The 12,753-nt window shown below is 51.5% G+C and carries 11 protein-coding genes and 1 tRNA gene; 5 read left to right on the forward strand and 7 right to left on the reverse strand.

The annotated features are described in order from the left end of the window. Nucleotides 1-3 precede the first annotated feature (3 nt). Nucleotides 4-1,089 carry a chorismate synthase gene (gene aroC / locus OGX83_RS16855; protein ID WP_003834825.1) on the reverse strand — a complete coding sequence of 362 codons (1,086 nt, stop codon included), beginning with the start codon at nucleotides 1,087-1,089 and terminating at the stop codon, nucleotides 4-6. A 39-nt stretch (nucleotides 1,090-1,128) separates the two neighbouring features. Further along, the gene (gene prmB, locus OGX83_RS16860) at nucleotides 1,129-2,061 is read right to left on the reverse strand and encodes a 50S ribosomal protein L3 N(5)-glutamine methyltransferase (RefSeq protein WP_003028173.1); all 933 of its coding nucleotides are present in this window, start codon (nucleotides 2,059-2,061) and stop codon (nucleotides 1,129-1,131) included. Between the two features lie 166 nt (nucleotides 2,062-2,227). On the opposite strand from prmB, the gene smrB reads away from it, so the two are divergent. Continuing rightward, a complete protein-coding gene (gene smrB, locus OGX83_RS16865; protein ID WP_003839296.1) occupies nucleotides 2,228-2,779 on the forward strand; it encodes an endonuclease SmrB in 552 nt (183 codons plus the stop codon). A gap of 80 nt (nucleotides 2,780-2,859) precedes the next feature. Here the strand turns inward: smrB and sixA are convergent, their stop codons facing one another. From sixA to OGX83_RS16885, 4 genes are all read right to left on the reverse strand, one after another. Continuing rightward, complete coding sequence (sixA, locus tag OGX83_RS16870; protein WP_003028179.1) at nucleotides 2,860-3,345, reverse strand: phosphohistidine phosphatase SixA; 486 nt, start codon at nucleotides 3,343-3,345, stop codon at nucleotides 2,860-2,862. 208 nt (nucleotides 3,346-3,553) lie between these two features. Continuing rightward, nucleotides 3,554-5,701, reverse strand: coding sequence for a fatty acid oxidation complex subunit alpha FadJ (gene fadJ, locus OGX83_RS16875; protein ID WP_103285593.1), 2,148 nt, complete (start codon nucleotides 5,699-5,701; stop codon nucleotides 3,554-3,556). Next, complete coding sequence (gene fadI / locus OGX83_RS16880; RefSeq protein WP_060683483.1) at nucleotides 5,701-7,011, reverse strand: acetyl-CoA C-acyltransferase FadI; 1,311 nt, start codon at nucleotides 7,009-7,011, stop codon at nucleotides 5,701-5,703. Before fadI ends, fadJ begins: the two co-directional genes overlap by 1 nt. A 177-nt stretch (nucleotides 7,012-7,188) precedes the next feature. Further along, nucleotides 7,189-7,473, reverse strand: a complete 285-nt coding sequence (locus OGX83_RS16885; protein ID WP_003834838.1) for a YfcZ/YiiS family protein — start codon at nucleotides 7,471-7,473, stop codon at nucleotides 7,189-7,191. Between the two features lie 371 nt (nucleotides 7,474-7,844). Here OGX83_RS16885 and fadL point away from each other — a divergent pair, with 371 nt between their 5' ends. After that, nucleotides 7,845-9,176 (forward strand): long-chain fatty acid transporter FadL, encoded by a 1,332-nt coding sequence (gene fadL, locus OGX83_RS16890; RefSeq protein WP_020996688.1) that lies wholly within the window; start codon nucleotides 7,845-7,847, stop codon nucleotides 9,174-9,176. A gap of 59 nt (nucleotides 9,177-9,235) precedes the next feature. Here fadL and mlaA read toward each other — a convergent pair whose 3' ends face one another. After that, nucleotides 9,236-9,991 (reverse strand): phospholipid-binding lipoprotein MlaA, encoded by a 756-nt coding sequence (gene mlaA / locus OGX83_RS16895; protein WP_003028190.1) that lies wholly within the window; start codon nucleotides 9,989-9,991, stop codon nucleotides 9,236-9,238. Nucleotides 9,992-10,279: 288 nt separating this feature from the next. Here mlaA and OGX83_RS16900 point away from each other — a divergent pair, with 288 nt between their 5' ends. From OGX83_RS16900 to OGX83_RS16910, 3 genes are all read left to right on the forward strand, one after another. Further along, complete coding sequence (locus OGX83_RS16900) at nucleotides 10,280-11,221, forward strand: formate/nitrite transporter family protein (protein ID WP_191215521.1); 942 nt, start codon at nucleotides 10,280-10,282, stop codon at nucleotides 11,219-11,221. A gap of 75 nt (nucleotides 11,222-11,296) precedes the next feature. Beyond that, a tRNA-Arg gene (locus tag OGX83_RS16905) sits at nucleotides 11,297-11,371 on the forward strand. Between the two features lie 160 nt (nucleotides 11,372-11,531). Then, the gene (locus OGX83_RS16910; protein ID WP_286588634.1) at nucleotides 11,532-12,689 is read left to right on the forward strand and encodes a tyrosine-type recombinase/integrase; all 1,158 of its coding nucleotides are present in this window, start codon (nucleotides 11,532-11,534) and stop codon (nucleotides 12,687-12,689) included. The last annotated feature ends 64 nt before the right edge of the window (nucleotides 12,690-12,753 follow it).

Below are 12,753 nucleotides of genomic sequence, written 5' to 3' on the forward strand. Positions count from 1 at the left end.
CTCTTACCAGCGTGGAATATCGGTCTTCACGTCCGCATTTTGCGCCCGCTGACGCAGCAGGTGATCCATCAATACGATCGCCAGCATCGCCTCGGCGATCGGTACGGCGCGGATCCCTACGCACGGATCGTGGCGACCTTTAGTGATCATTTCGACTTCTTCTCCAAAGCGGTTAATAGTGCGCCCAGGAACGGTAATACTGGACGTCGGTTTCAGCGCCATATGAGCAATGATTTGTTGCCCGCTGCTGATCCCGCCCAGAATGCCGCCCGCATGGTTACTCTGGAAACCTTCTTTGGTGATTTCGTCACGGTTCTGGCTGCCGCGCAGCGCAACAACGTCAAATCCATCGCCAATCTCAACGCCCTTAACGGCGTTAATGCTCATCAGCGCATGGGCAATGTCGGCATCCAGGCGATCGAATACAGGTTCGCCGAGACCCGCAGGTACACCGCGTGCAACAACGGTCACCTTCGCTCCGATGGAGTCACCTTCTTTCTTCAGCCCGCGCATCAGTTCGTCCAGCGCTTCGAGTTTATCCGGGTCCGGGCAAAAGAACGGGTTAAGTTCCACCTGGGACCAGTCTTTGATCTCCAGCGGAATATCACCCATCTGCGTCAGGCAGCCGCGGATCTCAACACCGAATTTTTCCGCCAGATATTTTTTGGCAATCGCTCCGGCCGCCACGCGCATCGCCGTTTCACGTGCGGATGAACGTCCGCCGCCACGGTAGTCGCGCAGGCCATATTTTTGCTCATAGGTATAGTCGGCGTGTCCCGGACGAAAAACGTCCTTAATCGCGCCGTAATCCTGTGAACGCTGATCGGTATTTTCGATCAGCAGGCCAATGCTGGTGCCAGTGGTAACGCCCTCGAACACCCCGGAGAGGATTTTCACCTGATCCGGCTCACGACGCTGCGTAGTGTAGCGCGATGTGCCCGGACGGCGTCTGTCGAGATCGTGCTGCAGGTCAGCTTCTGTCAGAGAAATGCCCGGCGGAACACCATCGACAATACAACCGAGCGCCAGCCCGTGTGATTCGCCGAAAGTGGTTACGCGAAAGAGTTGCCCAATTGTGTTTCCTGCCATCACGGCTCCGTTATGCGTGTTGTGTATGTGCGCGTGTAATTAGTCTTTATAAATGCTGAAGTGCTCGCGAGCAGCAACTAACTGCTCTTTGGTCAGCATGAATACGCCGTCACCGCCGTTGTCGAACTCCAGCCAGGTGAACGGTACATCCGGATATTGCTCTATCAGATGTACCATGCTGTTTCCGACTTCACAAATCAGAATACCGTTATCTGACAGGTAGTCCGGGGCGTTCCCCAGAATGCGGCGGGTAAGTTTCAGCCCATCGCTGCCGGACGCCAGACCCAGCTCAGGTTCGTGACGATATTCGTTTGGCAGATCGGACATATCTTCCGCATCGACATACGGCGGGTTGGTCACAATCAGGTCATACTGGACTTTCAGCAGATCGCGGAACAGATCGGAACGGATCGGCGTGACGTGATGGATCAGACCGTGTTCTTCAATATTGTGTTCGGTCACCGCCAGCGCGTCAGTGGAAATATCCACCGCATCGACTTCGGCTTCCGGGAAGGCATACGCGCAGGCAATGGCAATACAGCCGCTGCCAGTACACATATCGAGGATATGCTGCGGTTGCTCATTAATAAGGCCCGCAAAGCGGTTATTGATAAGCTCGCCAATCGGTGAACGTGGAACCAGCACGCGTTCATCAACATAAAATTCATGCCCGCAGAACCAGGCTTTGTTGGTCAGATAAGCAACCGGAATGCGCTCGTTGACGCGGCGAATCACGCGTTCAACAATACGATGACGCTCGCTGGAGGTCAGACGCGCGGTACGCATATCTTCTGGAATATCCAACGGCAAATAAAGTGACGGCAGCACCAGTTGTACGGCCTCGTCCCATGGGTTATCCGTGCCATGGCCATACCAGATGTTCGCCGCGCTAAAACGGCTGACCGCCCAACGCAACATGTCCTGAATGGTATGCAGTTCACTCACTGCTTCATCGACGAAAATTTTATCCACGTATTCCTCCAGGGCATGCTCGTATTAATTTCGGCGGCTAGTTTGCCACGAAGACGGCGATAAATCAGCATTCACACGGGGCCTGAACGCGAAAATTGCGTTTTAAGCGATCGGATGCCCGCCGAGTCGGGTTAAACTAACGGAAAATAAAAGTTGAGACTCTCGAATGAAAAAGAAAACATCGCTCAGCGAGGAGGATCAGACGCTGTTTCGCCAGCTGATGACCGGCACGCGTAAAATTAAACAGGACACCATCGTTCACCGACCTCCACGTAAAAAAATTGCCGAGGTTCCGGTTAAAAGACTGCTACAGGAGCAGGCTGATGCCAGCCACTATTTCTCGGATGAGTTTCAGCCGCTGCTGAATACGGACGGTCCGGTAAGATACCTGCGTGCCGACGTCAGCCATTTCGAACTGAAGAAAATGCGCCGTGGCGATTACTCTCCGGAGCTGTTTCTCGATCTGCATGGGCTGACCCAGCAACAGGCCAAACAAGAGTTAGGCGCGCTGATTGCCGCCTGTCGCCGTGAGCATGTGTTTTGCGCCTGCGTGATGCATGGCCACGGAAAGCATATTCTTAAGCAGCAAACGCCGCTCTGGCTGGCGCAGCATCCGCACGTAATGGCCTTTCATCAGGCACCGAAAGAGTACGGTGGCGACGCCGCGCTGCTGGTGCTGATTGAAGTGGAAGAGTGGCTACCGCCTGAACTTCCGTGATGCAGAAAAACAGAAAGAGCCGCATTTGCGGCTCTTTGATTTTTCGGATGACGGCTGCACCTTATCCGATTCCAGACTTTTTAAATCGCTTTTGCCATTTTCAGGTTACACGGGCTCATCTGCCAGTTAAAAGTACCCTTCCCGCTCTCATCAAGCGTAACGCTGGCAATCGCTGATGTGGTAAACATCGGCGGTGTTTCACCTGGGCAAAGCTCAGACACCAGATATCCCACTAAAGGCAAGTGAGAGATAACCAGTGCCGTGGCGATACCTTCATTGGCCAGAGCCTGTAAATAGGCGCTGACCAGACCGACATCGCCGCAGGGAGTCAGCTCCGGCAAAACATCAACACCGGTTGGCAGGTTCATACACTCCCCCACCACATCCAGCGTTTGTTCGGCTCGTAGGAACGGGCTCACCAGAACACGTTCGATATCCACTTTTTGACCTTTCAGCCAGTTCGCCATCAGGCGAGATTCGTCACAACCACAGGAGGTTAAGGGACGAACCGAATCACTGGCGGCATCGAGGGCCGCGTCGCCGTGACGCATGATAAAAACTTGCATATTGCACCGCTTTTGTTAACCAGAATCACCACTACCTTTATTCACAGCCCCTATTGGCTGTGGTAACGATATGGTGGCCGGCATTGTGCCTTATCCATTCACCGAATGAAACGCTGTTTTTTACCTCAACGGCGTAAGTATAGTCAATCTCTGTTTACATTTTGAGCGCGACCCATACATTCAGTGCGGATTCATCCTACCTTTGACCTCATGAATTCAGGTCAGTTTCCCCAATATTCCAGAATCTTTCACTGCGTTCCGCCATCTGCAATAACTGCTCACACGGTGTAAACCGCGAGCCGTACTGCGTGGTCAGCCGTTGCAGAACCGCAACCACTTCACCCGCGCCGAGAGAATCCATATACCTGAACGGGCCGCCGAGGAATGGCGGAAAACCAATACCAAATACAGCGCCGATGTCGCCATCACGTGCGCTGCGGACTATCTTCTCGTCGAAACAACGGGCTGCTTCATTGAGCATTAACATAACGCACCGCTCTGCTATCTGCGCAGCGGTAAGTCGGCCCTGACCCTGGACGCCAATAAGCGTATAAATTGCAGGGTCGACCTGTTTTTTGCTTTTACGCCCTTTCGCACCATAAAGATAGAAACCCCGACCATTTTTTCTACCTTTGCGATCGTCATTCAAAATTGAAGCAACAACATTTGCAGGCGCGCTAAAACGTTCTCCATATGCAGCCTCAAGCACTGGTATAATTTTAGTGCCCGTATCAATTCCGACCTCATCCAAAAGTTGGATTGGCCCAACTGGAAAACCAAACTTAACCAGCGCGGCGTCTATGGTTTCGACCCGCTCGCCTTCGGTCAACATGCGAATCGCTTCGTTAATATAAGGCGCTAAAATGCGGTTAACGTAAAAGCCGGCCTTATCTCTGACCACTATCGGCGTTTTGCCCTGTTTTTTCGCTAACTTAACGGTAGTTGCAATCGTCTGCTCAGAGGTCGTGGCATGCGGGATCACTTCGACCAACGGCATTTTTTCCACCGGACTAAAAAAGTGTAAACCAATCACTTGTTCGGGCCTTGCAGCGTTCGCAGCAATATCGCCAATGGGCAAAGATGAGGTGTTAGAAGCAAAAATGGTATGAGGTGCGCAATTTTGCTCAACTTCTGTCACCATCCGTTGTTTTAGCGACAGATCTTCAAACACGGCTTCAATAATTAGATCGCGATGCGCAAAGCCACGGTAGTCGATTGATCCCGAAATCAGCGCCAGTTGTTTATCGCGTTCGCTGGCTTTGATATGACGGCGGCGAACCTTCGTTTCAAGCTGATCCCAGCTGTACTTCAGCGCGTGGTTGATTCCCTTAGCGTTTATATCTTTGATGCGCACAGGCAAGCCGCCTTTACAGGCCGTCACGTAGGCAATACCACCGCCCATCAGACCGCCCCCCAAAATACCTACGCTGTTTAGCGGGCCAGGTTTCGCATCACTTCCGGGATCTTTTTTCACATCGGTGTTGGCAAAAAAGATGTGCCGTAGCGCCTGAGACTGGGATGTCATCGCCAGTTCACCAAACGCACGTGCCTCAGCGTCGTAACCGCTACTGCTGCCTTGCGCTAGCCCGGTTTCTATAACCTCAAGGATACGTTCTGTTGCAGGGTAGTTACCTTGCGTTTTTTGCGCCGTCTTTTTACTGGCCATGCGGAACAACAGCGCCCGCCCCAGCGGCCCCGCCAGCACTCGCTCTCTCACGGGCAGTGTTCGATGCGCAGAACTGTCCTTTTTAGCCAGTTCAACGGCTGCTTCCAGCAAAATGGAATGCGGTACAACTTCATCCACTAAACCAACTTTCAGCGCCTGTTTTGCGCGTAATTGTTTTCCGGTGAGGATCATATCCAGTGCGGTACTTACGCCAATCAAGCGCGGCAGCCGCTGCGTACCACCGGAGCCGGGCAACAAGCCAAGTTGTACTTCCGGTAAACCCAGTACGGTTTTAACATCATCGGTACAAATACGGTTGTGGCACGCCAGCGCCATCTCCAGGCCACCGCCGAGGCATGCGCCATGAATCGCGGCGATAACCGGGATCGGCAAGGCATTAATTTCCGCCATCATCTGCTGCCCCTGACGGGCCAGCGTTTCGGCTTCCTGCGCGCTGCGACAGCTACCAATCATGTTGATATCTGCCCCGGCAATGAAGTTATCGGGTTTAGCCGAAATAAACACCACACCACGCAATGCTTTGTTATCGCGGATTTGTTTCAGAATGGCCCGTACCTGAGAAGCAAACTCCGCTTTCAGGGTGTTCATTTTCTCTCCGGGCACATCAATGGTGACAACAGCAACGTTATCCAGACGTACGTTTAGTGTAAAAGCCGATGCCATTTCCATTATTCCGCCTCCAGAACCATGGCTGCACCCAAACCACCAGCTGCACAGGCGGTCACTAAACCAAAACCACCGCCACGACGTCGTAACTCATGGAGGGTTTGGGTAATCATGCGCGCACCAGTGGCGGCGAAGGGGTGTCCATAGGCAATCGATCCACCCAGCACGTTAAATTTACTGTCATCAACTTCGCCAGTGGCATGTGCTCTGCCCAGCACGTCGCGGGCAAAACGTTCGCTACCCAGCAACTGAATATTCGCCAGCGTTTGAGCGGCAAAGGCTTCATGCATATCGATTAGGGTTAAATCTGCCATGGTCAGACCCGCTCTCTCCAGGGCTAGCGGCGTTGACCACGCTGGTCCCAGCAGCATGTCCTGCCAGACATCGATGGCGGTAAAAGCAAAACTACGCAGGTACCCCAGCGGCACCAGCCCCAACTCTTTCGCACGCGACTCCGTCATCATGATCACGGCGGCTGCGCCGTCCGTTAGCGGGGTACTGTTTGCTGCGGTGACAGTGCCGTGCTTGCGGTCAAACGCCGGACGTAGTTTGGCGTAATCGGCCAGCGTAGAGTTACCGCGAATATTGTTATCTTCTGAAAAAGGATCTTTAAACGGTGGCGCGTAGGTAGTCATTACCTCATCTGCCAGCTTTCCTTCAGCCCACGCCTGAGCGGCACGCTGATGAGAGCGGTGCGCCAGAGCGTCCTGCTGTTCTCGGGTAATACCATAGGTTTTGGCCATTTGCTCAGCCGTATCCCCCATACGCAAACCGGTGGAATACTCAGCGACGGCTGGCGGCACAGGCATCAGGTCACGTAAACGCAGTCGGGAAAAGAGTTTAAGGCGTTGACCGGTAGTCCGGGCCTTATTGACATCCACCAGCACCCGCGCCAGCTTTTTACTAACGCCAATAGGCAAGACTGACGAGGAGTCCGCACCACCCGCAATTCCCGCACGAATAGACCCAGCCATCAGGCTTTCCGCGACATTCGCCACTGCCTGAAAACTGGTCGCGCAGGCTCGGCTTACGCTATAGGCATCCGTATGCACATTCATGCTGGTTCCCAGCACGATTTCACGAGCAATATTTGGCGCTTCAGGCATTTGCACCACCTGACCAAAAACCAGTTGCTCAATCACATCAGCAGGTATTTCGCTGCGCGCCAGCAGCTCACCGACGACCATTTTTCCTAAATCAACGGCGGGAATGCCATGAAACGCGGTAGCCTGACGAGCAAATGGCGTACGCAACCCACTTACAATGGCAATACGGTCGCCCTGGCGGGTAACCAGCGGTAAAGCCTGACTCATAACACTCCCCTGTAAAAAAATAAAATAAGTGGTCTGACCTGATCATAGTCTTAACCAATTTTTTACATTTAGCCAAGCGGAGAGAAAAGAAAGTGGGAGCTAAGACACAGTGAATAATCACTGACAGTTACGAAAAAGCCCTTGCTATCTGATAGCAAGGGCTTTTGCAGAGGGGGATTAACGCAGGCCCAGCTGGAAGATCAGCGTTTCAGCTTCACAGGCAAAAACAAAGTCGATATCCAGACGCACACCTTCTGACTCTTCAGTAAAGGTCGAAGTGATTTGGCAAGGCTCAGATTCCACGCCACGCGCCTTTTCGGTCAGAGCAGCCAGCGTTTCTTCTGCCTCTGCGCGGTTCGCGAACACACGGCTGTAGGACGCGGTGCAATCGGAGTTGTCCATGATGGTGCCAACATCCATACAGCAGCAAACCGGGGTTTCATCAGCACTGCATTTACTCATTGTAGATTTCCTCTGTATTCGCACCTGAGGTGCCAGATAAACGATAGGGATATTTTACGCTCCCATTATTCGCCTCTCCAGTCGTTAATTGTATGAAATGCGATAAGTGACCGAAATCACACTTAAAAATGATCTAAAACAAAAATCGCCCAAACAGGTGAGTGCGCACCCCCGCAATTTTGCCAGCTGGATCGCGTTTCTCTGATCAAATTTGAAAATATTTATAAACATACTTGCAACATTCCAGCTGGTCCGACCTATACTCACGCCACTGGTCTGATTTCTAAGTCGTACCTCAGACCCTACACTTCGCGCTCCTGTTACGGCATGTAACATTGTTTGTATAAAAATAAATCTATGAGGTTATGGTCATGAGCCAGAAAACCCTGTTTACAAAGTCTGCTCTCGCAGTCGCAGTGGCAATTATCTCCACACAGGCCTGGTCTGCAGGCTTTCAGTTAAACGAATTTTCTTCCTCTGGCCTTGGCCGGGCATATTCGGGTGAAGGCGCAATTGCAGATGATGCAGGTAACGCCAGTCGTAACCCGGCATTGATTATGATGTTCGATCGCCCTACTTTCTCAGCAGGTGCAATTTTCGTTGACCCGGATGTAGATATTTCCGGTCGCTCGCGTATTGGCAATGACGCCAGCCAGGATAATATCGCCCCAACAGCCTGGATACCGAACGTGCATTTTGTTGCTCCAATTAACGATCAGTTTGGTTGGGGGGCCTCAGTCACCTCTAACTACGGCCTGGCTACGGAGTTTAACAATAATTACACAGCAGGCTCGATGGGCGGGAAAACCGATCTGGAAACGCTCAATCTAAACCTGAGCGGTGCTTATCGCCTGAACAATCATTTTAGCTTCGGTCTCGGTTTAAACGCCGTCTATGCAAAAGCGAAGCTTGAACGCTATGCTGGCGATTTACCACAGCAGATCGTTGCAGGCTCCGGGGGCAGAATTCCTCCATCACTGGCCGCGCAATATCCGGCAGATACACAGATTGCGCGCCTGAAAGGTGACGAGTGGGGCTTCGGTTGGAATGCTGGCCTTCTTTATGAAGTAGATAAAGATAACCGCTACGGTTTCACCTACCGTTCTGAAGTAAAAATTGACTTCAACGGTGATTACCGCAGCAATCTGCCATCAATGGACCGTATTCCTGCGCAGTTGCGTCCGGTGTTCGCCAGCCTGCCAGCAGGAACCAACGGCAGTACGATCGATGGTTCACTTGATCTGAACCTGCCAGAAATGTGGGAGTTTTCAGGCTATAACCGCGTTGCACCACAGTGGGCGGTTCACTACAGTATGGCTTATACCAGCTGGAGTCAGTTCCAGGAGCTGAAAGCAAAAGGCAACAACGGCCAAACCTTGTTCTATAAAGAAGAAGGCTTCAAAGACTCTTATCGCATCGCGCTCGGTACTACCTATTACTATGATGATACCTGGACGTTCCGTACCGGTATCGCCTTTGATGATAGCCCGGTTCCGGCAAACCGTCGTTCCATCTCTATTCCGGATCAGGACCGCTTCTGGCTGAGTGCGGGTACAACCTACGCCTTTAATAAGGATGCATCGTTGGATGTTGGCATCTCTTATATGCACGGTCAGAAAGTGAAATTCGAAGAAGGTCCATACTCCTTTGAATCTGAAGGGAAAGCCTGGTTGTACGGTATGAACTTGAACTACGCATTCTGATTTTCTTCAGACGTAAAAAAGGTGAGCTTTTTAGCTCACCTTTTTATTTGCCCAATTCCTTACTCAGAATCGATCTCTTTTAAATCATCCTGAATATCTTTCGCGTTCGGGTTTTCTTCTGGTTTGAGTTTCCCGCCGTTCGCAATAAAGTCATGACGCTGGAAGTAAGCTTCACGCACCATGATGTAAGGATCGGAAGACTGACGCAGCAGACCGTCAGAGTCGAGCAATTGCGCGCGAGTTTCAATCCCTTCAACCGTCCATTTGCCTATCGACAACGGCCAGGTCAGCCAGGACAGTACCGGATACAGTGTATCGACCATATCACCACCGTCATCACGCAGCGTGAAACTACCGTAGAACGGAAGCTGCATATACGGCCCGTAACCAACATCATAGTGGCCTAACGTGCTGCCAAAGCGGTGTGGTTCAACGCGCTGCAACTTCGGATTAGCCATACCTGCCACATCGATAAAGCCGCCCATACCTAACAGGGTATTCAGGAAGAAACGGGTAAAGTGCACCATCCCCTGATAAGGATCGCCTTGCAGGAAATAGTTGACCATGACGGCCGGCTCTTCAAGGTTCCCCGTAAAGTTGCTTAAACCATTACGCGCCGGCTGCGGAACATAGTCACGCCAGGCAACAGCTACGGGTCTTACAACATATGGATCTAAAACATTAAAGTTGAAGTTGTACATGGTGCGGTTGAACCCTTCAAATGGGTCCGAACGCCCCTGCTGTTCAGTACCGGAGCTCGCACACCCCACCAAAAGTGTGGTTCCCAGCGCAAGCGCCGACAGGCGAAGCTTCATAAGTGTCTCCCTGTGTTTTATGGCTATCGCTGATTGCCATCCATGACGGAACGATGACGTATCCGCCTGTTTAGATGTGAGCGATTGTAACAGCACGTCAAATGATGTCTATATACCCTGTCTTACTGATTTGATCATAGCCTGGTAATGCGCACTCCGCGGCGGTTCTATTCTAACTAACCCGATAAAAACAAACGTTACTATTTTTGCTATCTCAGACTTTCTCCCGCTGATTTTCAGACAAAAGCCGCTACGCTTTAGCAATACGTGCTTATTCAGGATTCGGCCATGAATGACATCAAGAAAGATAAGATTGATCGACACAGCGACGAACTCGAGGTGGAAAGCGATGAAAAGCTAACAGGAAAAAAGATAGAGCTTGATGAGGACAGACTCCCCTCCCGCGCCATGGCAATCCATGAACATATTCGCCAGGATGGGGAGAAAGAAATGGAGCGTGACGCGATGGCGCTACTGTGGTCAGCCATCGCAGCAGGACTGTCGATGGGAGCCTCGCTACTGGCAAAAGGGATTTTTCACGTACAGCTGGAAGGCGTGCCAGGGGGATTTTTACTCGAGAACCTCGGTTATACCTTCGGCTTTATTATTGTCATTATGGCCCGCCAGCAACTATTTACCGAAAATACCGTCACCGCTGTACTGCCGGTGATGCAAAACCCTACCCTTGGCAATTTTGGCCTGTTGATGCGCCTGTGGAGCGTGGTTCTGCTGGGTAATATTATTGGCACCGGGGTTGCCGCATGGGCGTTTGAACATATGCCGATTTTTGATGAAGAGACCCGCGATGCTTTTGTCAAAATCGGCATGGATGTGATGAAAAACACTCCTGTGGAGATGTTTTCCAACGCCATCATTTCCGGCTGGTTAATTGCCACCATGGTGTGGATGTTTCCCGCCGCCGGAGCGGCAAAAATTGTGGTCATTATTCTGATGACCTGGCTGATTGCGTTAGGTGATACCACGCATATCGTCGTCGGCTCGGTGGAAATTCTCTATTTGGTCTTTAATGGCACGCTGCACTGGAGTGATTTTTTCTGGCCCTTTGCGCTACCAACGCTCGCCGGGAATATCTGTGGCGGAACGTTTATTTTCGCGCTAATGAGCCATGCGCAGATCCGCAATGACATGAGCAACAAACGCAAGGAAGAAGCCAGGTTGCAAGCAAAGCATGATGAGCAAAAGCAGAAAAACCAGAAAAAACAGGCCTGAATGGTGACTGTTTGAGCAGTCGGGCGGCCTGAGACTTACCGTTGTGAGTAAAAAACGCTATACTCGTGCCGCTTCGTCCCCTTAGTTAAATGGATATAACGAGCCCCTCCTAAGGGCTAGTTGCAGGTTCGATTCCTGCAGGGGACGCCATTTCACAGTTCGCCACTCTCCGCAGTAGTTCGCAAAATCCCTTACACAGCAAGCTCTCAATAAAATATTAGTTCGCCATAGTTCGCAATAGAACGTTGACAGCCGCATACTCCGGCGGGTAAAAAACGAGTAAATAATTTTACCCACCGGAATTTTACCCATGCTCACCATCAAGCAGATCGACGCGGCCAAGCCGAAAGATAAACCGTACCGGCTGCTCGACAGCAACGGACTGTACCTTTATGTTCCGGTTACCGGGAAGAAAGTCTGGCAGCTGCGTTACAAGCTCGATGGTAAAGAGAAGGTGCTGACGGTAGGCAAATACCCGCTCATGTCATTGCAGGAAGCCAGAGACAAATCTTGGCTTGCCAAAAAGGATGTGTCTGTCGGTGTCGATCCGGTAAAGGCCAAAAAGCTGTCAGTCAAAGACAACTCGTTCGGCTCTATATACCAGGAATGGTACGAGCACAAAAAGCAGGTATGGTCAGAGGTATACAGCACCGAACTGTCACGCATGTTCCAGGATGACATTCTGCCGTTGATTGGCGGGATGGAGATTAACGAGATAGAACCAATGCAGATACTGGAAGTGATCCGCAGGTTCGAAGACCGTGGGGCAATGGAGCGGGCCAATAAGGCACGGCGGCGGTGCGGGGAAGTATTCAGATACGCAATTGTTACCGGGCGCGCGAAGTATAACCCGGCTCCTGACCTTGCTGATGCCATGAAGGGATACCGGAAGAAGAACTACCCATTCCTTCCTGCAGATCAGATACCGGCATTCAATAAGGCGCTTGCTGGTTTCTCTGGCAGCATCGTATCGAAGATTGCGACTCAGGTTCTGCAATACACGGCACTAAGAACAAAAGAACTCCGGTCCATGCAATGGTCGAACGTCGACTTTGAAACCAGGACGATTACGATTGCCGAAGAGGTGATGAAGGGGCGTCGACCTCACCTTGTACCAATGTCAGATCAGGTTGTCTCTCTGCTTGAAATGCTGAGGCCGGTAACTCAGCCGATATCAAGCTTCGTGTTCGCCGGCCGCAATGATAAAACAAAGCCGATCAGTGAGAACGCCGTACTGCTGGTTATTCGACAGATAGGATATGAAGGTTTAGCAAGTGGACACGGCTTCCGGCACCAGTTCAGCACAATAATGAACGAGCATGAATGGCCCGCAGATGCCATAGAGAAGCAACTGGCGCACGCTAACAGCGGATCCATTCGTGGGATATACAACCACGCTCAGTACATGGATAAGCGCCGGGAAATGATGCAGTGGTGGGCTGATTGGGTTGATGAGAAGGTATCATAGAAGAGCAGCACAAAGCCTTGCAAACCGGTGCAAAGCTTTGTGTGTCCCATTTTTGTCTCAAATC

Origin of the sequence: Citrobacter sp. Cpo074 (assembly GCF_030332745.1) — a bacterium.
In the GTDB taxonomy this organism is placed as follows: Bacteria; Pseudomonadota; Gammaproteobacteria; order Enterobacterales; family Enterobacteriaceae; genus Citrobacter; species Citrobacter portucalensis.